The following is a 23,086-nucleotide window of genomic DNA, read 5'->3' on the forward strand; positions in this document are numbered from 1 at the left end:
GTTCCCCCTACCAGGTCACCGGAAGAGCTTTCGGACCGCGCACCAAGAGGCCGGTTTTCCACGGCACCTCCTCGACCGGCACCGCGAGGCGCAGCGTCGGGAACCGCCGCAGGAGTGAGCTCAGCGCGACTTGAAGCTCCAGCCTGGCCAATTGGGCGCCGAGGCAGTGGTGCACGCCGTGCCCGAATGCCATGTGCGGGTTGCTGGTCCGGGTCAGATCCAGCTCGTCGGGGTGATCGAAGACGCCTTCGTCGCGGTTGGCGGCCTGGGTGTTGACGATCACCGCCTCGCCCGCCCGCACGGTGACGTCGCCGATCCGGACGTCCTCGGTGGCGACCCTGGCGAACGCGCCGCCGGAGCCGAGTTGGACGTAGCGCAGCAGTTCCTCGACCGCGCCGGGCACCAGTTCCGGCTTGCCGCGCAACAGTTCCCAGTGCGCCGGCTCGGTGAGCAGCAGGTAGGTGAAGTTGGCGATCTGGTTGGCTGTCGTCTCGTGGCCCGCGATGAGCAGCCCGATGCCGAGGTTGACCAACTCGTCCTCGCTGAGCCGATCGTCGTTGTCCCGCGCGGCCACCAGCGCCCCGAGTAGGTCGTCGGTCGGCTGTCGCCTGCGCTGCGCCACCAACTCGGCGAGGTACATCTCCAGGGCGGTCCGCGCGTCGGTGATCTGTTCGGAGGTGTGCGCGGTGGTGGACAGCACGGTGTCGGAGAACTCCCGGAAGCGGTGCTGGTCTTCGGTGGGAATGCCGAGCATCTCGCAGATCACCGTGACCGGTAGCGGGAGCGCGAGACTCTGCACCAGATCGGCTACCGGGCCGGACGCTTCGATCTCGGCCAGCCGCTGATCGACGATCTGCTGGGCGCGCGGGCGGAGTTGCTCGACCCGGCGAGCGGTGAACGCCTTGGCTACCAGCTTGCGCAGCCTGCTGTGCTCGGGCGGGTCCATGCTCAGCAGCGAGTTGCGCGCGGCGGGCTGTGGCGTGGTTCGAGGGATGTCCTCACGTTCCACGGTGGCGGCGCGGCTGAACCTCGGGTCGGCGAGCACCAGTTTGGCGTCCGCGTACCGGGTGACCAGCCAGCCTTCCCCGCCGTAGGGCAGCCGAACGCGCGAGATCGGTTCCTCCCGGCGCAGTTTCGCGTAGAGCGGGTCCATGTCGAGGCGGACGGGTTCACCGAAAGGATAGTGGCGCACCTCGGTTTTCACGGTCATGCGAGCTCCCTTCGCCGACGCCGACTGGCGCGGTAGCGATGTAAGCAATCGCTTACAAGTCTCAATGTTAGGGAGGTCACAACGCCCCGTCAACGGCCGGATTCCGTTACGGCGGTGGGAAATTCACGTCTACATCGGCCAGCAGTACCTGGGCCGCGCGCAGCACATGATGGGCAACCGTCGCCGGATCGGCGCTGGCCAGCGGCTCTCTGCGGTGCACCGAGCGCATCAGGCCGATGCCCAGCAGCCAGGCGAGCAGCAGGTCGGCACACAGCTCGCTATCGGGGTCGTCGGTGAGCGAGGAGAGCGCGCGGACATACTCGTCGCCCAACTCGCGACGGATCGCCGACACGCCCTCATCGTGCCCGCCGGACCGCAGTGCGGCCTGCAACCAATGCCCTTGCGCCTCCGCGCCGGTCGGCTCGAGCGCCCGCGCCAGCAGCCTGCCGAGCAACCCGGCGACCGGCCCCTCGTCCAGCACCCGTCGCCCCTGATCCGCGATCGCCGCGCGAAACAACTCGTCCTTGCTACCGAAGTACCGGAACAGCAGCGCCTGGTTCACCCCGGCCCGCCCGGCGATATCGCGTACCGTGGCGCGCTCGAACCCGCGCTCGGCGAACAGCTCCTGCGCGGCCGCCAGGATCGAGGCCCTGGTAGTCGCCGAATCTCGTTTTCGGCCCACCGGTTCGTTCTCACTCGTCATGCATCCTCCGGTTGCCGATCTCCGGAAGAGCAGCGTAGAGCAGGGGCTGTGGTCGCGCTTCGGGTTCAGGCGCCGATGGCGCGGGCCAGATGCGGCCAGGAGTCGTGCAGGTCGGTCTCGAACTGGCCCCAGGTGTGCGAGCCTTCGGGGCGGTTGATGTGGGTTGCGGGTAGCCCCAGTTGGGCGAGTCTGCCTGCGAAGGCCGCGGTGCACGAGCTCGCGATGGCTTCGATCGGCGGGAACGGCAGCCCGCCCTCGTCGATCGCGCCCGGCGTGCCGGTGGCGGCGGACAGGTAGATCGTCTTCCCGGCCAGTGCGCCCGCATTGGCGAACGCGTCGTGGGCACGCCAGATCGCGTCGCCGGGGGCGCCCCACATGTTCATCGTATTGCCCCCGCCGCGACCCACCTGGGCGTTGACCATCGCTACCCCGAGGGGATCCGAGGTCCACGGGCAGCCGCTGTAAGCCGCCGCGGCGCTGTACACGTCGGGCGCTTGGATCGCGAGGTCGACCGCGGAGGCCGCACTCATCGACACTCCGGCTATCGCGTTGCGTCCGGTGGAGTTGAGCTCCGCGTCCAGGACACCCGGGAGTTCGCGGGTGAGATAGGTCTGCCACCGGTTGCGGCCGACCGCGGGATCGTCGGCGATCCAGTCGGTGTACATGCTGTACGCGCCGCCCACCGGCATCACCACATTGACGTGCTTGTCGGCGAAGAATTCCCGGACATCGGTGTCATCCCACCAGGAGATGCCGTCCTGACCGCCGCCGATGCCGGTGAGCAGGTACAACGTGGGCGCGGGAGCACCGGTGGCGCGAATCACCCGGTTGGTCACCACCCGATCCATGGCGGGTGAATAGACATCCATTCGCGAGACGGATCCGCCCAGCGACGCTTCCTCGACCACCCGCGCACCGGCCGGGTTCGCCGCCGCGGGAAAAACGGTCAGCACAGAAACCACCAGCGCACCCACCAACGAAACCAAATATTTTGACGCCACCACAATTCCGTTATACCGCCCGAAGATCAACATCAAACCTTAAGCAAAGGACCAAGTTTCGGGTCTTGACAGGTCAGCCATCCACGTCCCAACGGGTAGTGTGCGCCGCGTTGTCGCCGCCGGACTTCGAGGGAACGACACGAGCAGCGGAAACGGCCGCACCGAACGCCAGAGCCGACGGCGACCCCCGATCCGGTGCCGCGGCGCGCCGAACGATCAGCACCGGTTGTCCGTCGAGCCGCCTGGGCGGCGTCACCCGGAATCGAGAGGAAAAAGGTAGGCTTGCGCGGCGCTAGTGCTGTCGGCCGCAGGCCGGTAGAGCAGTGAGCGGAGAATGCTTTTGCACACAATCCGCCCGCCCGCGTTAACCATGCGGCGAGCGCGCATGGAATGCTGTCCACTGAGTCCTTCTTTTTTGCAACATTTCTGTGGACTGAACAATCACCGAGTAAGAGGAGAAAATATGACACAGGGCGTCGTCAAGTGGTTCAACGCGGAGAAGGGGTTCGGCTTCATCGCGCAGGACGGCGGCGGTCCCGACGTCTTCGTCCACTACTCGGCTCTCGGCGGGTCCGGGTTCAAGTCCCTCGATGAGGGACAGCGTGTGGAGTTCGAGGTCGGCCAGGGCCAGAAGGGTCCGCAGGCCACGGACGTCCGCGCCATCTGATCAGGCCGGATTGACGCTCCTCCCACTTTTCGAGTGGGAGGGGCACACCTGCCGAGGCAGGGCGCTAGACCACTACGGAGTCGCGGAATCCGCCCGGGTGGTGCGCTGCCGTCGGCGTGCGAGATTTCCGTCAGCCACCCCGGTCGAGCGTGTCCGAATTCCGCCGATCGAGGTCGCCGAGCCGGTAGGCTCAGCAGGCTATCCGATTGCCGCGGGTGCACCGTGGATGCGAAAAAGGTTGCGAGATTGCCTCCAGCCACAAAATTTTGCGTGTGAGTTGCCTCACACATTCGAGCATCTTCTGCTGACTAACTCTGGGCGACCACCGGAGAGCTGTCTCGTCGAGTTCTCGCTGTTCAGATTGCCAGGGGCAGAAAGAGTTCGGCGGACTCGAGGTCCAGCAGAGCTCGTTTCGCGGCGAGTCCGCCCGCGTAGCCGGTGAGCGAGCCGTCCGCACCGACAACTCGATGGCACGGAATCAGGATGAGCAGCCGGTTACGGGACAGCGCTCCGCCGATTTTCCGCGCATCCGCCGGTCCACGACCGAGGACGCGGGTGAGCGCGCCGTAGGTGGTCGTGTGGCCGTGCGGAGTTGTCGTTTCCAGAGTTTCGAGAACTCGGCGGTCGAAGGCGCTCATGGCAGACCGATCGGTGGGAACAGTGAATTCGTGGCGAGCACCCGCGAGGTAGCCGTCGATCTGGGTGATCGCGGTGACGAGATATTCGAGTGCGCAAGAGTTTTCGGCAATCGGCGGCGACGGGGCGTCGTCGGTGAAGACGACCCGGGTGATGCCCGTCGGGCTCGCCTCGATGCGCAGGTTGCCCAGTATCGAGGCATGGACTGTGCGAGCGGCGGGGATCTGCATGATGTGCTCCTGTTCGGCGATCTTGTCACCTGGTAGACGCCGACCGAGCCGCGAACGTGAGATCACTGAGACTTATCGCACTGAACCGCTTTCCAGGCCGCGTACCGATCCGGCAGGCAGACGGCGCACGGGCGGTAACCCGCGCTGATCGCGGTGGCTTCGTCGGCGAAGAAGACGCGGTGGGTCCGGTAGGCGTTACGGGACAGGGCGCGCAGCGCGGACGGGCAGTCGAGTCGGCCGTAGATTCGGCCGCGCCGGTGGCCGCCGTATCGGCCCGGTGTCGGGCTCGGATACGCGCGACCGTCGGCGTCGAGCAGGGTGTACCGGCTATTCGGCGTCATGCAGGACGAGACCGAGGGTGTGTCGGATGCCGCCGCGGATTCGGCTGACACCGTGGCGGACCGGAGCCCGAGACCAGCCGCGGCTCGACGGGGTCGGCCGGTCGCGCGTCGTGAAGATCAGGCCGTGGCCCTGTTCCAGCACGGTGACCGTCGCTTTCGACTGCGCGCGCGGGCGTTGCTCGACGAGCAGGAACTCGCCGCCGGTGTGGTCGATGCGCGGCCGGTCCAGGCCGATCACGACCTGCAACGGGAACACCAGCTCGCCGTAGAGGTCGCGATGCAGGGCATTCCAGTCACCTTCGGTGTAGCGCAACAGGATCGGCGTCGGCTTGACCTGCCCGGCCGCATGGCACGCGTCGAGCCAGTCGGCGAAATCATCCGGCCACGGTGCCGGATCACCGAGCCGTTCGGCCCAGGATCTGGCGACGGGCAACAGCTTTCGATAGAACGCGGCGCGCATGGCCATGATCGGCTCGGGCACCGGGTCGGCGAAGTATCGGTAGGTGCCCTGGCCGAATCGGTAGCGCGCCATGTCGATGGTCGAGCGGAATCGCGGTAGGTCATCCCACATTCCGGTGAACTCGGCACATTCGTCCGGCGACAAGAGTGGGCCGGTCTGCGCGCAACCGTACGCATCGATCTCGTCGATGAGGTCCGGCCACGACTGTGCGTTCACTCGATTGGTCAGTGCAGCAGTGCTTTTCGTGCTTCGCATACCGCCTCCAAGTCAGCGGGTGGTTGGGTGGTCTAGGCCGCTTCCAGGGTCAGCAGCGCGGACTTGGCTTCGATCCCACCCACGTACTGGCCGATCGTCCCGTCACTGCGCACTACCCGATGACACGGAATCACCACGGGCAGTGGGTTGTGCGCACAGGCCGACCCGACAGCGCGCACCGCCCGTGGATTGCCGACGGCGGCGGCCACGGCGGCATAGCTTTCCCGGCGTCCATAGCCGATGTCGGTCAGGTGCTCGATCACCTGGCGGCGGAATCCACCGGTCAGTCGCAGGTCGAGCGGCAGGTCGAAATGTGTTCGGGCACCGGCGAAGTACTCGTCGATCTCGCGTGCCGCGGCGTCGAGGCGGGCGGGGGCGGCGAGCACGCGCGGACTGATCCGCTCGGCGAGCATGGTCAAGACGGCGTCGTGATCCTCGATGGGGTAGGCGACGCGCACCAGACCGGCCGGGGTGGCCGCGAGCAGCAGCGTGCCGACGGGGGTGTCCAAGGTGCGGTACGCGACGTCGAGCAACCCCGCGGCCTGCGCCTCGGCCGCCAACCTGCGGTGCAGTTGAGCGAGGAGATCGGCACTGTCCGGGCTCAGGCCGTCGAACAGGCCGTCCGGGTCGCCACGGTCGATGGTGGCCATCATGTTTCATCCTTCGAGTAGAGCTTGCGCAGCGTCTTCAGGCCGTCGGCGGCGGCACGGCGGGCGGCATCGGTGGAATTGCCGAGCAGCGCGGCGATTTCGGCGTGCGGGAGGCCTGCCAGATAGTGGTAGGCGACCGCCTGGCGCTGCTTGGGCGGCAGCGCTTGTAAGGCGGCCCAGAGATCGGGGTCGTAGTCGGCGGGGTCGGGCGCCGCCGACGGACGCTCGGGCAGTGTCTCGGCCGGGACCGGAGCGCGGGTGAGCGCGCGCCCGACGTCGATCGCGCGACGGTGCGCGATGGTGACCAACCATGCCTCGATGTTCGCGTCGGGGTCGAGGTCCGGATACGCGCGCAGGGCGGACAGGAACGTCTCGGACCACGCGTCGGCCGCGTCCGTCGGACCGAGCACCGCCCGGCAGACGCGCAACACCATCGGGCCGTACTCGGCCACCACTTCCTCGAACGGAGGCAATCTCACACTGGGTAGACGCACAGAACGTCGGAAACGTGAGATTGCCTGGTCATCGGCTGTCGTCCGCGCGCCGGGACAGCCCGCTGGCGCGCAGCACCCGGCGCGCGATACCGGCTCTGATGGATTCGTCGGTGCCGATGACGCGGACGTGGCGGCGGGCGCGGGTGATGGCCGTGTAGAGCAGTTCCCTGGTCAGCAGGGTCGATTCCGGCTCCGGCAGGACCACCGAGACGGTGTCGTACTGGCTGCCCTGGCTGCGGTGGATGGTCATCGCGAACACGGTGACCACGGCCGGGAACTGGGTCGGATGCACCAGGTACGGCTCGCTGCCGCGTTGCAGTGCGGCGCGCAGCGAACCGTCCGGCATGCGCACGACGACACCGGTGTCGCCGTTGTAGATGCGGGCCTCGTGGTCGTTGGCGGTGACCAGCAGTGGTTGTCCGGCATACCAGGGGGCCTGGTAGGAGTCGGGGCCCGCGCCACCGGCGGCGGCCCATTCGGCGGCCATCCGATCCCAGCGTTCGACACCGAACGGGCCCTGCCGGTGCGCGCACAGCAGGCGGTGCGATTCGAGGGCGGCGAGCGCACCCGCGGCATCGCCGTCGAGGGCGGCCGCGGTCACCTCGCGCGCGGCGCGCACGACATCCGCACGGACAGCGGCCATCTCGTCGGGGCCGCTGAGCGACAATTCGTCACCGCCCGCGCGGAGCAGTTCGAGTGCGGCGTCGGCATCGCCCGCGCGAACCGCGACCGCGAGGTCGGCGATCCGACCGCCGAAACGGCGACCGCGGGTCAGTCGAACGATGCCGCCGCGCAGGCGTGTTCGCTCCAGCGCGGTCAGTGCGGCCGGATGCTGTTCCGGCGCGGCGGATTCCGGCGAATCGGGACCGAGGATTTCATCGAGTATCGGATTCGGCGTGCCCGCGACAGGCCCCGCGACCAGGTCGGCGAGGACCGCGCCCGCGTCGACCGAGGCGAGCTGGTCCGGGTCGCCGACGAGCACCAGCCGGGTATCGGGCCGTAGGGCGGCGAACAGCCTGCTCATCATGGTGAGCGAGACCATGGACGTTTCGTCGACGACGATCACGTCGTAGGGCAGCCGGTTGAATTCGTGGTGCTTGAACCTGGTGGTGCGGCCGCGCTGCCAGCCGAGTAGGCGGTGCAGGGTGGCGGCGGTGAGGTCGGGCAGGCCGAGCGCGTCGGCTTGTTCGCGCACCGCCTCTTGGAGCCGGGCCGCGGCCTTGCCCGTCGGCGCCGCGAGGGCGATACGCAGCGCGGGCAGTTTGGGATTGGCCTTGCGGTGCGCGTCGAGCAGGCCGATGATGCGTGCGATCGTGTGCGTCTTGCCGGTGCCCGGACCACCCGCTACCACGGTGGTCCAGTGCGTCGCGGCGAGCGCGGCCGCGAGGCGCTGCCGGTCGGGCACCCCGCCGACCGGTGCGTCGAACAGTCGATCCAGTTCGCGGCGAATGATATTCGGGTCGACCACCGGGTGGTGCCCGGACCGTTCGGTGAGGACGCGGCGGACGGTCTGCTCCTGCTGGTAGTACCGATCCAGGTAGAGCAGCGGACCGGTATCGTCGCGGCGCTGCGATTCCACCAGCCGCAACGGTTGCAGCGGACCCGCGGGACCACCGGTTACCAGCGGACTGACCCGCAGCGCCGCCACCACCGCCTCGATATCGGGCCACGGCAGCGTCGCCGGATCGATTCGCTCGCCCGTGTCCCAGGTTTCGTCGGCATCGATACCGATCTCCCGCATCCGATGCAGTTCCAGGCACACCGAGCCGGAACGGACCGCGCGCACCGCCAGCGCCGCCGCGAACAGCACCTCCTCGGTGGCCTCCCGACCGAGACGCCCCAATCGCACCGCGACATGCACGTCGGCGGCGGACAGCACCCCCGCCTCGTTGAACGTCCGCAACAGCCCGGTTCCCCGCTGCGCCAACTGAATCGAGGTCATCGGGTGACCTCACCGGCGAGCAGCCGGGACAGCGCCACGATCAGCGGAGCGGGCGGGTTCCAGTCGAAGACGCCACAGCCGCTGGGGGTTTCGGGGCCGATCATGCCGCGGACGAACAGGTAGCGGGCGCCGCCGAGGTGGCGGGCCGGGTCGTAGCCGGGCAGGCGCCAGCGCAGGTAGCGGTGCAGGGCAACGGCATACAGCAGAGCTTGCAGCGGGTAGTGCGAGCGCATCATCTCGGCGGCCATCCGCTCCCGGGTGTAGTGCTCGACGGTCAGGTCGCCGGTGCCGAGGCGGTTGGTCTTGTAGTCGACGATCACGAATCGCGAGTCGGTGCCGTCGGCGACCCGCAGCACCGCGTCGATGCTGCCGGTCAGGTAGCCGCGCAGTGGGATGTCGTCGAGGGTGGCCAGGTGGTCGGCGTAGCCGAAAAGGTCGTCGTCGGCGGGCAAGTGGGTGCGCAGCAGGTCCGCGATCTGACGCAGGGTCGCCGACTCGGCGCCCGGCGCGTCACCACCGGCCAGCGGCAGCTCGAATTCCAGTTCGTTCAAGCGGTCCCGGCTGGCGATGTCGGCGAGCGAGCCGATGCCGAGTGGCGTGCGCAGCACGGCCAGGAGGGCGGTGCTGAGCACTGCCGGATCGGCTTCGGCCATGAGTTCGTCGATCGCGGCCCGGCACCGGTTGTCCACCTCTGCGGCCAGATCCGTTGCGTCCGTGTCGATCAGCTCCAGCACACCGTGCACGAGGGTGCCGAACTCCGCGCCGTAGGGCAGCGAGTTCATCAGTGAGGCCGGACCGGCGAACACCTCTTCGATTTCGGCGACCACCGGGGCGCTCGGCTCGTCGGCGGGACCGCGCGTGTCCTCGGGTTCGATGTCCAGCTCCGGCGTGACCGGGCCGTGCGCGGACGCGGTCAGCGCCGAGTACGAGGTCCGCCGCCACTGGTGGTCGAGCACGCGGTCGAAGCGGGCGGCGGCCAGCTCGCCGGTGACCGGTTCGGTGCGCACCCGCCGGAGCGCGACGTCGTCCGTCCCGGCGACTGCCGTCACCGAGATCGCCGCGCCCGCTCCCCCGGCCCAGGCCGAAAGCAGTCCTGGCGCAACCGCATCCGCCGGTACCGCGGCTCGCGGTGGGACGGTGTCGCCGCCGTCCGGCCGCCCGAGGACCATCCGGTGCAGTGGCGATGCCGCGGTGGTGATCGCGGGCGCCCACCATGCGACGACCTGGCACATGGCACGGGTCAGCGCGACGTACAGCAGGCGCAGTTCCTCGCCCGCCTCCTCGGTTTCGCTGCGCAGCTTGCGTTCCGCGTAACCGGACGCGTCCGGACCGCCGACGTCGAGCACGCGCGAGCCGTTGTCGTCGTGGAAGAGCAACGTCGCCGGGTAGGGGTTCTTCGCGTTGTCCCAGGCGAACGGCAAGTAGACGATGGGGAATTCGAGACCCTTGCTGGCGTGCACGGTGGCGATCTGCACCGCCGCGGCATCGCGGTCCAGCCTGCGGCTGCGGTCGGCGACGGTGCCGGACGCGGGATCACGCACCCGATCGGCCAGCCAGCGGGTCAACGCCGTCAACCCGAGCGACTCGGTGAGCGCCACCTGGTCCAGCAGCTGCGCGATGTGCCGCAGATCGGTGAGCTGTCGCTCCCCGTTCTCGACGGCGAGCAGCCGGTGCGCCAGATCGGCTTCGGCGGAGATCTTTTCGAAGACCGCCGCGAAGCCGGCGCGGGCGAACAACCGGGCGGCATCGCGCAATTGCGCACTGACCCGGCCGACCAGATCCGCACCACCACTGTCGATCTCGGCGGCGGTGACCCCGATCAACGGCGTGCACGCCGCCAACCGCACCCGGTCGGCGCGATGCGGCTGCTCCAACGCCCGCAGCAGCCAGAGCCAGTCGGTGGCACTACTCGTCGCGAACACGCTGGTGCCGCCCGCCAGCACGGACGCGACGCCGACGTGATCCAAAGCCGCTCGCACGACGTCGATTTGGGACCGCGTCCGCACCAGGACCGCGATATCGCCGGGGCTGATCGGCCGACGCGTCGCGGCCTCCGGGATCCGCTCGCCCGAATCCGGCACAGTCGTATCCTGAGCTGCGCGGCTCGGCTGTGCGTTGGTGGCCACCATGGTCCCGGACTCCAGGAGACGAACGATGTCGGCGGCGAGGTCGTCCGCGACCTTCGCGCGCATGCGACCGACCGCGGGAAAGCCGGATTTGTTCAACGGTCCGGCCCCGGTCCGCGTCAGGCAGCGCATGCGCAGCGGAGTGATCAGCTCGTCGGGCCCGGACAGGCGCGACCACGGCCTGGTCGCGGCCACCGGATAGACGGTGATCTCCTTGTGCCCCAAGGCCGCACCACCCTGCAAGTGGTCCAGCGCGGCCAGCAGACCGGCATCGCTGCGCCAGTTGGTGGGGAGTTCCTTGCGAGTGTCGGCGTGCGCGACCGCGTCCAGATAGCTGAGCACCTCGGCACCGCGGAAGGCGTAGATGGCCTGCTTCGGGTCGCCGACGAGCACCAGGGTGGCGTGGCCGTGGAAGGAGCGGTGCAGGATGTCCCACTGCAGCGGGTCGGTGTCCTGGAATTCGTCGACCAGCGCGACCCGGTAGCGCTCGCGGATGCGGCGGCAGGCGCGAGGTCCGTGCTCGGGATCGGCCAGCACGTCGTGCAGCAGCACCAGCAGGTCGTCGAAGTCGCGCAGCCCAGCCAGTCGCTTCCGCCGCTCGGTCTCGGCGCGCACCGCGGTCGCGAAGGCCACCCGTTCGCCCGCCGCCGAGTCGCCCTTCGGCACCAGCACCGCGTGCCGGTCGCGCACGGCGGCCAGCGCCAGCGTGTGCGCCTCCTTCACCGAGAACGGCGGTTCGGTACGGGCGTACCGGTTCAGGTACAGGTCGTCGGCGACCGTGCCGACCAGCTCGTCGACGGTCTCGACCAGCCGCGCACCGGGATCGTGCTCACCCGCCAGCCCGAGCTCGTCCAGCATGCGCTGGCAGAAGCTGTGCGTGGTCGCGATGGTGCCCGCGTCGAAATCCGAAAGGGCCGCGAGCAACCGAGCCCGCCTGCGCCGCACCTCATCCGAATCCGCTTGCGCCAGATACCGAATCAGGTCATCGGCGTGCGCACGGGCCAGTTCCGGGTCGGCGAGTCCCGCCGCGACCGTCACAAACCGGTCCCTGGTGCGCTCGCGCAACTCCTGGGTGGCCGCCCGGCTGAACGTAACCAGGAGCAGCTGCGAGACATCGATCCCGGTCTCGGCCACGTACCGCACTGCCAACCCGACGATCGCGTGCGTCTTGCCGGTTCCCGCACTCGCCTCCAACACGGTCGTCCCGGTGGGCAGCGGACCGTATGGCTCGAAGCTGTCGGGTGCGTCCATGTCGGGCACCACGAACGAGGCGTCTTGCACGGTCACGCGAACACCCGCCTTTCGACCCGCCGAAACCGCCATTCTGCCGGTCCGACACGCGACCCCGCGCCACCGACACGCGTGAGGGTGCCGACCGTCACGGTTGCCCCTGGCTCTCGGCGCTCAGCAACGGCACCCACATGCGGCGGGCCAGCGCGCCGAAGCGGGTGGTCTCCCCTGGCTCACCGGGCGGGGCGGGAATCGCCATGAGGTGTTCCAGGCGCGGCGCCGGGCCCCAGACGTAGCGCAGGTGGCGGTCGGTGTGGTCGCCGAACGGGCCGGGGCCGTTCGGGCCACCGTTGAACTCCCGTTCGGCGGCGACGATGGCCTCGTCGGTGTTGGCGCCGCGAAAGCGGCGTTCGGCGTAGGCCGCCGTGGCACCGGGCGCGACCGGGAGCGGTTCGGTCATTCCGGCTTCTCGCAGGGCAACGAGTTCGCGCAGGATGGCACGGGCCGCAGGCATATCCGGCGCGGTGATCTCCGAACGCCATGCGGGGGGGCCGAATTGGCCGCGACCAGTGGTGACGGCACGCCACGAGCGATCCTCGGTGACCGCGAGGGCCAGCAGCGAGACCCACGCGGCGATCCGGTGTTTCGGGGCGAGCCGGGAGAAGGTGGTGCGGACCAGGGTCTCGCCGCGCACCTCGGGCACGGTCCCGGTGAGCCTGCGGCCGTTGCCGAGATCCACCGCGATATCGACGGCGCGCGCGGCGCCCTCGTAGTCGCCTTGTGACGCGCGGACCAGCTTGTCCACCGTGTGCTCGACCTCGTCGAGCACCGCGGCGCCGAAACCGAAGGGCGGCAACGTGCCGCGTCGCCACTCGGCGGCGCGCAATGCGGCCGGGTCGGCGCCGGTCAGCCGGGCGGCGAGCAGGCGCTCGCCCAGCTCCCATTTCGCCAGTCCGTCGAGTTCGATGGGCAGGCGGTCGGCGATGTCCTCTTCGTGTTCGGGGACGCGCAGGCCGAGGCGCTGCCACAGGAAGGCGCGGATCGGGTGCTCGACGAACGAGATCAAGTCGGCCAGTGCCACATCCGCGAGTTCCGGTGCGGGCAGCGGCTCGGGCAGGAACGCGGGCCTCGGCACCGGCGGCTGCCCGGCGGACCGGGCACCGGCCAGCGCGACGGTGTCGAAACTGAACGGATCCTCGGCGCGGAAATTCCGGCGATCGAACGCCTGCAAGGGATGTCGGGTCAACACCGCGGCCATGCCCGCCGCCCCGACGTGGGCGCGCAGCACGTCGAGCAACTCGGCCACCGGAATGGCCGGCGGGCGATGCGCGCCGGTGACCGGGTCGGCACCGGTGTGGAAAACCAGCAGCTTGTCCTTGGCCGCGAGGATCGCGTCGAGCAGCAGCTGCCGATCCTCGCTGCGCGGATCCCGTTCCCCGAGTAACGGATTGCGGGCCAGCACGTCGTCGCCGTCGACGCCGCTGGTGCGCGGGAACACGTCGTCGTCGAGGCCGAGCAACACCACCACCCGGTGCGGCACCGAACGCATCGGCACCATGGTGCACACGGTCAGCTCACCGGTGCGGAAGTTGGCGCGGGTCGGCCGGGCCGCCAACCGGGAATGCAGCAGCACCCCGACGTCGGCGAGCCGCAGCGCCACATCGCCCGCGTGCTCGGTGGCGGCGGCCAGCTCCTGGCGCGCCTCGGTACGCACCCAGGCCTGTGAATCCGGTACATCCGTCAGCAGATCCAGTGCCCGGCCGAGCACCGCCGCCCAGTCGTGCGCGGGGCGCGGACCGCGCAGATCGCGCAGGCAGACCGCGAGCCGGTCGATGAATTCGGCGAATCGCCCGGCCAGATCGACGTCGTTGCTGTCCACGTCGTCCAGTGGCAGGGCGAGATCGAGCCAGCCGGCGGTGCTTGCCGAGCCGCCATCGACTCCAGCTTCGGAGGTTTCGCCCGCCGTGACGCCCAGCAGGATTCGGTCCACCGCGGCGTTCAAGGTGTTCTGCGCGAAATCGGCGAGCCCGAACGCCTGTCGCTGGCGCTGCCCGATCCCCCACCGCGCACCGGACTCGGCCGCCCATTCGCGCAGCCGCTCGATATCGTCGTCGTCGAATCCGCAACGCCGCCGGACCGTTTCGGCCGCCGCCAGATCGAGCACCTGGGTCACGGTGACCCGGCCGTCGGCCAGTTCGAGCAACACCCCGATCACCGCGAGCAGCGGATTGGTGATGCCACGCCCGCGATCGGCGAGCCGCACGCGCAGGCGGTGCGCCGGATGCCCCGAATCCGGCGCCGTCTCCACCGATCCCGGCACCCGATGGCCGAACGCGGCCCGCACCAGCGGTGCGAACGATTCCACCTCGGGACACATGACCAGCACGTCTCGCGGCTCCAACGTCTCGTCCGCGGCGAACAGTCCGAGCAGGCATTCCCGCAGCACCTCGACCTGCCGCGCGGGTCCGTGGCACGCGTGCACCTGCACCGTGCCGTCGGCACGCACCTCGACCGGCGGCCACCGGTCGTCGCGGATACCGGCTTGCAACGCCTCGAGCAAGGTCGACGCCCGACTGTCGTCTCGCGTATCCCCGTCCGGCACAAGATCATCCGAGGCGGCGCGGCTCGGGTGGTAGGTGTCCGAGCTCGCGGGCTCGGACAACCGCTGTTGCAGTTCCCGGACATCGCGGGCGAGTCCGGTGAGCAGCGGATGACGAAGGACCGTCGCACTGAGGTCGGCCGCGCGGTCGCCCACCGCGGGCGTACCGGCGAGTTGCGTCCACATCACCGGACTCGGGTGCGGCAGCCACAGATGGATCTCGCGGTTCTGGGCCAGCGCCGAAAGCACGGCGAGTTGATCGGTCGACATTCTGGTCGCACCGAAGAGCGAGAAACGCGGCGGAAATGAAACAAGTTCAGGCTCGGCCCGCAGGCGCGCGCACGCGGCAGCCAGTCGCTCGGCCGGACTCGGCGCACCCACCTCGGCACGCAACCGCCGCCACAGTTCGGGCTGCCACAGCAGATCGTCGGGCACCGCGTTGCCCGCACCGTCGGTGTCGGACCCCGCGGCCCATTCGGTGACGAGTCCGGGTCGCTGCGCCGCGTAACTGTCGAACAACGAAGCCAAGTGCGCCGCGGTGGCATAGCGACGACCGATCCGGTGATCGCGTCCGGCCGGATCCTGCGCGCCGAGATGCCGGGCGAGCACCGCGCACCACGGCTCGGGAAGTGCGGCATCGATCACGCGCAGCAAGGTCCACACGACGCGTTCGGCAGCCCACGGATCATCCTCCGGCCGCACCCTACTCGCCGCGGCCAATGCCTCCACGACCAGGCTTGCGGGCGAGGGGAACTGGATATTCGCCGCAATGCCGTCGGTCGACGCGGCATCGAACGGCGCGGAAAAAGTCACGGCCCCGGACACTCCGAGCACCATCGACAACCGCTGCGTCAACCACCGCTCGACACCCTTGGCCGGTACCGCGACCACTTCCGCCGCGAACGGATCCGGCAGTGGCGTGGCCAACAGTCCGGCCAGTTCGTCCGCCAAGACATCGGCGCGCTCGGCACGGTGGATGTGCAGCGGCATCTGCGCCCTCTCGGTCGGTGGGTATCGGAATGCGCCGGGTTATCGAACCGCGCGGTTCGCGCTCGCTGATTGCTCGGGTGCGGCGAGACGCCTCGGGCCTCGTGCACGTTTATACGCCCAGCGACTTTTACGCAACTTTGCCGCCCCGCAACGGTGCCAGTGTGACTGGAGTGAAATGAACCACACAAGAACACATTCCTACGCCGTGTCCGCTCGGATCTACGCGCCCGATGTGCGACAGTGCTGAACCGGGGAGGACGAGAGAGCTGCACCGAAAGGCTGGTTCGCGTTCATGAATGCGATGGTGATTCCCCTGGTTCCGCGAGGCGGGTTCACGGTCCGCCGCGTAGGAGATCGTTGGGAGCTCGTCAACTCGCGAGGCTACGGCCGCACCGTCGTCCTACACTCCTGGCCACGCGATCGGCACACCGAGGCGTTCGAGCACTGCTACCGGCTGAACGGGCGCACCGTAGAGGAACTGCAGGCCGCGTTTCGCTGAACCACCCAATGGTGGCCGAAACCCGCTGGGACGCAAGTGCGCAACGTTCGCGATAGCACAAGGCGCACCCGAGCTCAAGACGTGCGCCGAGCTCGCCGATGTGCGATCGTGATCCCTCGTGCGTAAACCCTCGCCCGCCACCCGGTCCGTTCCCCGCGTGGCCGCATCCGCCTGTGTCCTCGCCGCTGCGGCGATCCTCATCCCCAGCGCGCCAACTCTGCTGCCCAGCGCGGCCGCCGTACCCCTCGCGCATACCAGCGCGTGCCTGTCCGGTTTCGACTGCGATATGAGCAGACGGATCAACGCGGTCGACAACTACCTGACCACTCGTCCCGGCGTCACCGGTTACGTTGTGCGCGACCGGGTCACCGGTGGCATCTACGCGAATGCCAACGCGGAGAACGCGGTATGGACCGCCTCCACCATCAAGCTGGCGATCGCCGAGGATCTGCTGAACCGGGCCCGGGTCGGCGCGATCGTGCTTTCGCCGGAGGATCGCGGGTTGATGGAGGCGATGCTGGCCACCTCCAACGACGGCGCGACCGACCGGCTGTGGGCCAAGTACGCGGGCCTGGACCGGATGGCGTTCAACAACGCGTTCCGCGCCAACGGCATGAGCACGCTGGTGCCGCAGCCGACCAATACCGCGCTGTTCCCCGACTGGTCGTTCCAGAAGTGCACCGCCGCCGACCTGGACCGGCTGATGGACAACATCCTCACCAACATGCACCCGGACGATCGCAATTACCTGCTGGATCGGATGCGCTCGGTGGACAGCAACCAGCACTGGGGTGTGTGGGGCGCGGGCGAGAAGATGCGGCCGGGCCTGAAGAACGGCTGGTCCGAAGAACAGGGCGGCTGGGTCGTGAATTCGGTCGGCTTCGCCGGACCGGGCGAGCGGTACACGCTGGCTATCATGACCGCGCTCGGCGGTGCGGGCGGCTACACCGAGGGCGCCGACACCGATACCAAGGTCGCGGAGATGTTGTTCGCCGGGCGTTAACCGCCCTTTACGCACACTGGGTTCAGGCGGAGCGCCGACGCAGCACCATCGGCGCTCCGTCCCTCGGGAACGGAATCGTGGTGAACCCCCACGGCATTCGGTACTTCTCCGGAATCTGCCACGCGTACGCACGCACCAGCGCGGCGATCACCGTCTTCACCTCGAACGTGCCGAAGTGCATGCCGATGCACTTGTGCGCGCCCGCGCCGAACGGCAGCCAGGCCAGGCGATGCGACTTGTCCTCGTGCCGGTCCGGGCTGAACCGCTCGGGATCGAACAGTTCGGGATGGGTCCACAACTCCGGCAGCAGGTGATTGACCTGATAGGCGAGGTCGATCGCGGTGCCCGCCGGAATGTAATGTCCGGCGATCTCGGTGTCGCGCACCGCACGACGCGACAGTCCCGGCACCGGCGGCATCAACCGCAGGCTCTCCTTGACCACCAGATCGAGATCGGTCAGCCGGTCCAGGTCGGCGATAGTCGGTGCCGCGCCGTCGATTTCGGCGTCGAGCGCGAGCACCTCGGCCCGCACCCGTTCCTGCCATTCCGGGTGTTTGCCCAGGTAGTAGGCGATGGCGGTGGCCGTTGTCGTGGTGGTGTCGTGCGCGGCCATGATCAGAAAGATCATGTGGTTCACCACATCCGCGTCACCGAACACGCCGCCGTCCTCGCTGCGCGCGTGACAGAGGCCGGAGAAGAAGTCCGGTGTTTCGGCGCGCCGCTTCTCCGGCAGCATCGCGGTGAAGTACTCCTCCAGGACCTTCCGGCCGCGCAGCCCGGACCGCCAGTTGCCGCCGGGCACCGAGTGCCGGATGATCGCCAGACCCGCATGCGTGCAATCGACGAACGCGTCGATGAGCTCACGCCTGCGCGGCCCGACGTCGACACCCATGAAGGTCTCGCCCGCGATATCGAGGGTCAGTTCCTTGATGGTCGGATACAGGCGCACGGTCTGTTCGGCGTTGCCGCCCTGGGGAACCCAGCGCTCGATGCTCGCGCGCACCACCGGGGTCAGCGCGGCGAGGTGGGCCTCCAGCCGGTCCCTGGTGAACGCCTGCTGCATGATCCGGCGATGGAATTTGTGCTCCTCGAACTCGAGCAACAGCAGTCCGCGCCGGAAGAACGGGCCGATGAAATAGTCCCAACCCTGGCCGAAGTCGCGGCGCCGCCGACCGAGTACCTCGTCGAGCGCCTCGGGACCGGCGACCAGCACGCGGTCGACGCCGAGCGAGGTGCTCACCGAAACGGGGCCGTATTTGCGATACCGCCCCACCATCTCGGCCGGACCCCAGCGCATGTACTGCAGCGCGCGCCCCAGATACGGCAGTCCGGCGTCACCGTGCACCGCGGCGGCATCGCTGCCCGGTGGCGGTGCCGCGAGGATGTGGTGGCGTTCCGGTAGCAGGCCGAGCGCCCGATCGACCAAATGGTCGTGCGGTACTTCGATCAGCGCGCTGTTCTCGGATTCGGTCATGCCCGCGGATTGCCCACGCACGCTGGGCTTTCGGCCGACTGCACGGTCCCCGGCGACCATGGCAAACCTCCCTGAGCGACAGCATTTATCGTATTCTCTTTCGCGCATTCATTCGGTCGGTTCGCCGCAACACAGGACAGCGAACGCGGCCCGGCGGCACCGCGGCATCACCGGCGCAACACACCCGGAACAGGGATGTCGCCGTGACGGTCGAGATCGACCCGACTACGGTTGGGACCTGTCAACAACCGTTCGCGGGGGCCAAACCCCAGGTCTGTCGAGGAGCAGGACGATGAGCACAGCATCGCGTAGCGATTCGGTGAGGGGCGGTGGCCGGGAGACGGGCGGGCGCACTCCGTCGGTCGAGAACCGTCGTCACCGGGTGGTGGTGATCGGCTCCGGCTTCGGCGGCCTGTTCGGCACCAAGCACCTCAAGCGCGCCGACGTCGACATCACGTTGATTTCCAAGACCACCTCGCACCTGTTCCAGCCGCTGCTCTACCAGGTCGCCACCGGCATCCTCTCGGTCGGTGAGATCGCGCCCGCGACTCGGCTGGTGCTGCGCAAGCAGAAGAACGCCCAGGTGCTGCTCGGCGATGTCATCGACATCGACCTCGAAGCCAAGACGGTCACCTCGCGCCTGCTCAACCAGAACACCGTCACCCCGTTCGACAGCCTGATCGTGGCCACCGGCGCGCAGCAGTCGTACTTCGGCAACAACCAGTTCGCCACCTACGCGCCCGGCATGAAGACCATCGATGACGCGCTGGAACTACGCGGCCGCATCCTCGGTTCGTTCGAGGGTGCGGAGCTGGCCACCAGCCAGGAGATGCGGGACCGGCTGCTCACCTTCGTCGTGGTCGGCGCCGGGCCCACCGGAGTCGAATTGGCCGGGCAGATCGCCGAACTCGCCGATCGCACGCTCGAAGGCACGTTCCACAACATCGATCCGCGCGACGCCCGCGTCGTGCTGCTCGAGGGCGCGGGCGCGGTGCTCGGCCCGATGGGCCCGAAGCTCGGCAACAAGGCCAAGCGGCGGCTGGAGAAGATGGGCGTCGAGATCCAGCTCAACGCCATGGTCACCGATATCGACGCGCTGGGCGTCACGGTCAAGGACGCCGACGGCACCATCCGGCGCATCGAGTCGTCCTGCAAGGTGTGGTCGGCCGGGGTGCAGGCCAGCCCGCTCGGCAAGATGCTCGCCGAACGCTCGGACGGCACCGAGGTGGACCGTGCCGGACGCGTGGTGGTCGAGCCGGACCTGACCATCAAGGGACATCCGAACGTCTTCGTCGTCGGCGACCTCATGTCGGTGCCGGGGGTTCCGGGACAGGCGCAAGGCGCGATCCAGGGCGCCACCTACGCGGCCAAGGCGATCAAGGCCGGACTGCACGGCCAAGCGCCGCAGGACCGTAAACCGTTCAAGTACTTCAACAAGGGCAGCATGGCGACCGTGTCGCGGTTCAACGCCGTGTGCCAGGTCGGCAAGCTGGAATTCAGCGGGTTCATCGCCTGGCTGGCCTGGCTCGCGCTGCACCTGTACTACCTGATCGGCTACCGCAGCCGGATCATCACCGTCATCCAGTGGTTCGTCACCTTCCTCGGCCGCAGCCGCGGCCAGATGGCCGCCACCGAGCAGTGGGTGTTCGCCAGGCTCGCGCTCGAGCAGGTCAACTCCGACGAGGAGGAGGCCGACGAACTCGCCGCCGCGCTCGGCGCACCGCCCGCGGACAACGGCAAGCTCGCCGAGAAGGCCAAGGCCGCCATCGAAGGCAGAGTGGGCTAGCTCCACGGCCGTACCGCCTGAGCCATCCGGAGGCGTTCTTCGTTCTGTCCGACAGAGCGAAGGACGCCTCCGGTGGTTTCCGGGCCGAGGCGGTTCGGGTGGGCAGGCCGGGGATGTCGGAAGTGTCCGGACGGTGGCCTGAGGCGCGCATCCGCAACCCACACGTAGCTATTTGTCGGCAACGGCAGTGCGGGCGAGTCGGCCGAAAATGAACCCATCCAGGTGCCCAGTGGGTCCGAATGTGGGACGTCGAAAGTGACATCTCTTCTGACCTGACGAAAGGCGATCTACCTATGGGCACAGGCAAGCACAGAGCCCCCAACCCACAGCGGCAAAAGGTGGGCTCGATGGTCGCGGCAGGTGCGGTACCGCTGGTCCTCGCACTGGTCGGCACCGGCACCGCCAATGCCGAGCCTGCACAACCCAATGCGGCGGCACAGGACATGCCGGCACAGTGGCCCGCGGCCGAGCCGCCGAACGCGATGCCGTACGAGGGCTTGAACATCCCGGACAACACCCGCAGCTCGCTGCAGTGGTCGCGGCCGCTGCCGGAGAAGAAGTACCTCGCGCCGGTCGGCGTGCTGCACGCACCCATCCCGGTGGCACCGGTGCCGCCGATCGCGCCGCCGCCGGGCAAGTTCCGCTTCGGCGACGTGCAGGTCGACGCGCCGGACTGGATCGACCAGGAACAAGCGATCCAGATCAACGACAACTCGGCCATGATCGAGGCCAACCTGGCGACCTTCCTGGACTCGATCGGGATGGAACGCAGCCGGTCGGACCGGATCGCCGGGCAGACCGTCGGCACGGCGGCCCTGGGCGCGATGGCGGGTGCGGCATCCGGTGCGCCGTTCGCGGCGGTCTCCGGGCTCGTCGGTGGCACGCTGGGCCTGGTAGTCGGGCTGCCGTTCGTGCCGGTCGGCATCGTCGCGGGGCCCATGCTCGGCGCCTCGTTCGGCGCTGCCGTGATCACCGTCCCCGCGGCGGCGATCGGCGCGGCGGCCGGTGCGGCCGTCGGTGCGGTCAATGCGTTCAACGCCCCCTCGCGGGTCGTCGGCGACTGACCAACTCGAGTGGCTAGTGCGTGCAGACCGAAAAAGGGTGGGAGCCCGACGACACTGTCGAGTTCCCACCCTTTCTCTATCTCCCGTTCCGGGGCCGCCACACTCGAACGTGACGGCCGCCACCGAGGCGCGGAGCGGGCTCGGCGAGTCGCTCTGGGCGAGTCGCTTTATGGTCAAGATCAGCGCAACACGACAGCAATTGGCGGGAGGGGTGCCATGGAAACAGGCGACTGGATGGTCGTCTTGCTGGGCGCGGTGCCCTTCTTCGGGATAGTCGGCGTGGCGGCCGCATTCCTGGTCCGCAAGTGGCGGCGACGCGCCGCTAGGCCGCCCCGATCAGTGGGCGGCGACGAGCAGTGAGCTCGTCCGGGTGAGCAAGCTTCCGCCTGCTGCCAGTGGTAAGCGCATCTCGGTCAGACCCGTCGTCTCCACCGGGCGATCGTCCGGGTAGCGCAGTTCGCTTTCCAACGCTCGGGGGGCCGCGAGCGCGTCATCCGCGGCGGTGCCCGCACCCAACTCCAGACGATGCCGCAGTAACGGGGTTGCGCCGACATCGGCGATCAAGTCCCCGCGCCAGCCACCACTGTCCTCACCGGAGCGTCCGATTTGCACCCGCTCCCGCAGCCGCAGCCGAGCGTCCGCGGCCAGCAGGATCGAGGTGATCGTTTGGTGGTGTGCGCCGCCCGCCACGATCGTCGGCTCCGGGTCGAAGTCGAGCTCTCCCCCGCTGTCGACCTGGAACCGCCAGTGCGCCAAGGACAATGGCGTCCGCACACTGGGCAACGCGAGGGTGGCCGCGACCGAACGGACCACCAGCCGCGCACCGGGACCGACCACGATGGTGATGTCGAGTTCGTCCCCGCCCAGCGGGGTCGCGGCGGTGCCGATCAGGTGCACCGTGTGCGGGCCGGTGCGGCGGGCCGACAACCCGCCGCTCGCGTGGATCTCGGGCAGCGCGGCGGCGGTCGCGACGATCTTTACGTCAGTGCGCAACAGCGGATTCGGCGCCGGTCCGCCGATCCTGTTCCGCCATGGCACGCAACTGCTCGCGCACCCAGGCCAGCACCGGCGTCGCGGCCGGGTCGTCGGTGAGCGAGATCAGCGCGGTCGGGCGGCCTTCACGCACCTTCGCCGCGTCCCGCTCCATCACCCCGAGATCCGCGCCGACCAGCGGGGCGAGATCGGTCTTGTTGACCACGAGCAGGTCCGAGAACGTCACGCCGGGACCGCCTTTGCGCGGCACCTTGTCGCCGCCCGCGACGTCGATAACGAAGATCTGCACGTCGATCAGGCCCGAGGAGAACGTCGCGGTGAGGTTGTCACCGCCGGATTCCACCAGGATCAGATCCAGTGGCGGATTCGCCGCGATCAGGTCGTCGATGGCGTCCAGATTCGCGGTGATGTCATCGCGGATGGCGGTGTGCGGGCAGCCGCCGGTCTGCACAGCGGTGATCCGCTCGTCCGGTAGCACCGCGTGCCTGCGCAGGAAGTCGGCGTCCTCGGTGGTGTAGATGTCGTTGGTCAGCACGGCGAGCGAAAGTTCGTCGCGCAACTGTCGGCACAGCGCGGCGACCAGCGCGGTCTTGCCGGAGCCGACCGGCCCGCCGATGCCGATGCGCAGCGCTTCACCCGGTGTGCGTTGACGTTTCGGCCGATCGTGGGTGTGGTCGTGCGGTTCACCGTCGATCAGGTGCGGGGGCATTGTGGCGCTCTCCTTCTTTCGGGG

The 23,086-nt window shown here is 68.8% G+C and carries 19 protein-coding genes; 5 read left to right on the forward strand and 14 right to left on the reverse strand.

Annotated elements, in window-relative coordinates:
• Nucleotides 1-7: 7 nt before the first annotated feature.
• From ACFK0J_RS25275 to ACFK0J_RS25285, 3 genes are all read right to left on the reverse strand, one after another.
• Complete coding sequence (locus tag ACFK0J_RS25275) at nt 8-1,210, reverse strand: cytochrome P450 (RefSeq protein WP_378731359.1); 1,203 nt, start codon at nt 1,208-1,210, stop codon at nt 8-10.
• A gap of 106 nt (nt 1,211-1,316) precedes the next feature.
• A complete protein-coding gene (locus ACFK0J_RS25280; protein ID WP_378731361.1) occupies nt 1,317-1,913 on the reverse strand; it encodes a TetR family transcriptional regulator in 597 nt (198 codons plus the stop codon).
• A 65-nt stretch (nt 1,914-1,978) separates the two neighbouring features.
• The gene (locus ACFK0J_RS25285; protein ID WP_378731363.1) at nt 1,979-2,914 is read right to left on the reverse strand and encodes an alpha/beta hydrolase; all 936 of its coding nucleotides are present in this window, start codon (nt 2,912-2,914) and stop codon (nt 1,979-1,981) included.
• Nucleotides 2,915-3,377: 463 nt separating this feature from the next.
• On the opposite strand from ACFK0J_RS25285, the gene ACFK0J_RS25290 reads away from it, so the two are divergent.
• On the forward strand, nt 3,378-3,581 hold the full coding sequence (locus ACFK0J_RS25290) for a cold-shock protein (RefSeq protein WP_069166293.1): 204 nt from the start codon (nt 3,378-3,380) through the stop codon (nt 3,579-3,581).
• Between the two features lie 356 nt (nt 3,582-3,937).
• Here the strand turns inward: ACFK0J_RS25290 and ACFK0J_RS25295 are convergent, their stop codons facing one another.
• The 8 genes from ACFK0J_RS25295 to recC form a co-directional block, all read right to left on the reverse strand.
• Complete coding sequence (locus ACFK0J_RS25295) at nt 3,938-4,447, reverse strand: methylated-DNA--[protein]-cysteine S-methyltransferase (RefSeq protein ID WP_378731365.1); 510 nt, start codon at nt 4,445-4,447, stop codon at nt 3,938-3,940.
• 62 nt (nt 4,448-4,509) lie between these two features.
• On the reverse strand, nt 4,510-4,788 hold the full coding sequence (locus ACFK0J_RS25300) for an Ada metal-binding domain-containing protein (RefSeq protein ID WP_378731367.1): 279 nt from the start codon (nt 4,786-4,788) through the stop codon (nt 4,510-4,512).
• The gene (locus ACFK0J_RS25305) at nt 4,775-5,503 is read right to left on the reverse strand and encodes a 2OG-Fe(II) oxygenase (protein WP_378731369.1); all 729 of its coding nucleotides are present in this window, start codon (nt 5,501-5,503) and stop codon (nt 4,775-4,777) included. The genes ACFK0J_RS25300 and ACFK0J_RS25305 overlap by 14 nt, the downstream gene beginning before the upstream one ends.
• Before the next feature lie 32 nt (nt 5,504-5,535).
• Complete coding sequence (locus ACFK0J_RS25310) at nt 5,536-6,153, reverse strand: methylated-DNA--[protein]-cysteine S-methyltransferase (RefSeq protein ID WP_378742997.1); 618 nt, start codon at nt 6,151-6,153, stop codon at nt 5,536-5,538.
• Complete coding sequence (locus tag ACFK0J_RS25315) at nt 6,153-6,626, reverse strand: RNA polymerase sigma factor (protein WP_378742999.1); 474 nt, start codon at nt 6,624-6,626, stop codon at nt 6,153-6,155. The genes ACFK0J_RS25310 and ACFK0J_RS25315 overlap by 1 nt, the downstream gene beginning before the upstream one ends.
• 49 nt (nt 6,627-6,675) lie before the next feature.
• Nucleotides 6,676-8,589 (reverse strand): exodeoxyribonuclease V subunit alpha, encoded by a 1,914-nt coding sequence (recD, locus tag ACFK0J_RS25320; protein WP_378731370.1) that lies wholly within the window; start codon nt 8,587-8,589, stop codon nt 6,676-6,678.
• Nucleotides 8,586-11,966 carry a UvrD-helicase domain-containing protein gene (locus ACFK0J_RS25325; protein ID WP_378743001.1) on the reverse strand — a complete coding sequence of 1,127 codons (3,381 nt, stop codon included), beginning with the start codon at nt 11,964-11,966 and terminating at the stop codon, nt 8,586-8,588. The genes recD and ACFK0J_RS25325 overlap by 4 nt, the downstream gene beginning before the upstream one ends.
• 127 nt (nt 11,967-12,093) lie before the next feature.
• The gene (gene recC, locus ACFK0J_RS25330; protein ID WP_378731372.1) at nt 12,094-15,534 is read right to left on the reverse strand and encodes an exodeoxyribonuclease V subunit gamma; all 3,441 of its coding nucleotides are present in this window, start codon (nt 15,532-15,534) and stop codon (nt 12,094-12,096) included.
• A gap of 656 nt (nt 15,535-16,190) precedes the next feature.
• Between recC and ACFK0J_RS25335 the strand changes: the two genes are divergently transcribed.
• A complete protein-coding gene (locus ACFK0J_RS25335) occupies nt 16,191-17,036 on the forward strand; it encodes a tat pathway signal sequence (protein WP_378731374.1) in 846 nt (281 codons plus the stop codon).
• A gap of 22 nt (nt 17,037-17,058) precedes the next feature.
• Here the strand turns inward: ACFK0J_RS25335 and ACFK0J_RS25340 are convergent, their stop codons facing one another.
• Entirely contained in the window at nt 17,059-18,510 is a 1,452-nt protein-coding gene (locus ACFK0J_RS25340; protein ID WP_378731376.1) for a cytochrome P450, read from the reverse strand.
• A gap of 292 nt (nt 18,511-18,802) precedes the next feature.
• Between ACFK0J_RS25340 and ACFK0J_RS25345 the strand changes: the two genes are divergently transcribed.
• From ACFK0J_RS25345 to ACFK0J_RS25355, 3 genes are all read left to right on the forward strand, one after another.
• The gene (locus tag ACFK0J_RS25345; RefSeq protein WP_378731377.1) at nt 18,803-20,296 is read left to right on the forward strand and encodes an NAD(P)/FAD-dependent oxidoreductase; all 1,494 of its coding nucleotides are present in this window, start codon (nt 18,803-18,805) and stop codon (nt 20,294-20,296) included.
• A 347-nt stretch (nt 20,297-20,643) separates the two neighbouring features.
• Nucleotides 20,644-21,360, forward strand: coding sequence for a hypothetical protein (locus ACFK0J_RS25350; RefSeq protein WP_378731379.1), 717 nt, complete (start codon nt 20,644-20,646; stop codon nt 21,358-21,360).
• Between the two features lie 216 nt (nt 21,361-21,576).
• A complete protein-coding gene (locus ACFK0J_RS25355) occupies nt 21,577-21,720 on the forward strand; it encodes a hypothetical protein (RefSeq protein ID WP_378731381.1) in 144 nt (47 codons plus the stop codon).
• Here the strand turns inward: ACFK0J_RS25355 and ACFK0J_RS25360 are convergent.
• Nucleotides 21,697-22,353, reverse strand: a complete 657-nt coding sequence (locus ACFK0J_RS25360) for an urease accessory protein UreD (RefSeq protein ID WP_378731383.1) — start codon at nt 22,351-22,353, stop codon at nt 21,697-21,699. The two genes, ACFK0J_RS25355 and ACFK0J_RS25360, sit on opposite strands and share 24 nt — an antisense overlap.
• Nucleotides 22,343-23,062: an urease accessory protein UreG gene (ureG, locus tag ACFK0J_RS25365; protein ID WP_378731385.1), complete on the reverse strand. Its 720-nt coding sequence runs from the start codon at nt 23,060-23,062 to the stop codon at nt 22,343-22,345. Before ureG ends, ACFK0J_RS25360 begins: the two co-directional genes overlap by 11 nt.
• Nucleotides 23,063-23,086: the final 24 nt, after the last annotated feature.

The organism is Nocardia brasiliensis (genome assembly GCF_042691675.1).
GTDB classification, from domain to species: Bacteria; Actinomycetota; Actinomycetes; order Mycobacteriales; family Mycobacteriaceae; genus Nocardia; species Nocardia brasiliensis_D.

What these genes read in the sequence shown, in the direction of transcription:
- ACFK0J_RS25275 (WP_378731359.1), bottom strand. Translation starts at nt 1,210, where the DNA reads ATGACCGTGAAAACCGAGGTGCGCCACTATCCTTTCGGTGAACCCGTC.
- recC (WP_378731372.1), bottom strand. Translation starts at nt 15,534, where the DNA reads ATGCCGCTGCACATCCACCGTGCCGAGCGCGCCGATGTCTTGGCGGAC.
- ureG (WP_378731385.1), bottom strand. Translation starts at nt 23,062, where the DNA reads ATGCCCCCGCACCTGATCGACGGTGAACCGCACGACCACACCCACGAT.
- ACFK0J_RS25355 (WP_378731381.1), top strand. Translation starts at nt 21,577, where the DNA reads ATGGAAACAGGCGACTGGATGGTCGTCTTGCTGGGCGCGGTGCCCTTC.
- ACFK0J_RS25350 (WP_378731379.1), top strand. Translation starts at nt 20,644, where the DNA reads ATGGTCGCGGCAGGTGCGGTACCGCTGGTCCTCGCACTGGTCGGCACC.
- ACFK0J_RS25310 (WP_378742997.1), bottom strand. Translation starts at nt 6,153, where the DNA reads ATGGCCACCATCGACCGTGGCGACCCGGACGGCCTGTTCGACGGCCTG.
- ACFK0J_RS25325 (WP_378743001.1), bottom strand. Translation starts at nt 11,966, where the DNA reads ATGGACGCACCCGACAGCTTCGAGCCATACGGTCCGCTGCCCACCGGG.
- ACFK0J_RS25305 (WP_378731369.1), bottom strand. Translation starts at nt 5,503, where the DNA reads ATGCGAAGCACGAAAAGCACTGCTGCACTGACCAATCGAGTGAACGCA.
- ACFK0J_RS25280 (WP_378731361.1), bottom strand. Translation starts at nt 1,913, where the DNA reads ATGACGAGTGAGAACGAACCGGTGGGCCGAAAACGAGATTCGGCGACT.
- recD (WP_378731370.1), bottom strand. Translation starts at nt 8,589, where the DNA reads ATGACCTCGATTCAGTTGGCGCAGCGGGGAACCGGGCTGTTGCGGACG.
- ACFK0J_RS25300 (WP_378731367.1), bottom strand. Translation starts at nt 4,788, where the DNA reads ATGACGCCGAATAGCCGGTACACCCTGCTCGACGCCGACGGTCGCGCG.
- ACFK0J_RS25295 (WP_378731365.1), bottom strand. Translation starts at nt 4,447, where the DNA reads ATGCAGATCCCCGCCGCTCGCACAGTCCATGCCTCGATACTGGGCAAC.
- ACFK0J_RS25340 (WP_378731376.1), bottom strand. Translation starts at nt 18,510, where the DNA reads ATGACCGAATCCGAGAACAGCGCGCTGATCGAAGTACCGCACGACCAT.
- ACFK0J_RS25290 (WP_069166293.1), top strand. Translation starts at nt 3,378, where the DNA reads ATGACACAGGGCGTCGTCAAGTGGTTCAACGCGGAGAAGGGGTTCGGC.
- ACFK0J_RS25345 (WP_378731377.1), top strand. Translation starts at nt 18,803, where the DNA reads ATGAGCACAGCATCGCGTAGCGATTCGGTGAGGGGCGGTGGCCGGGAG.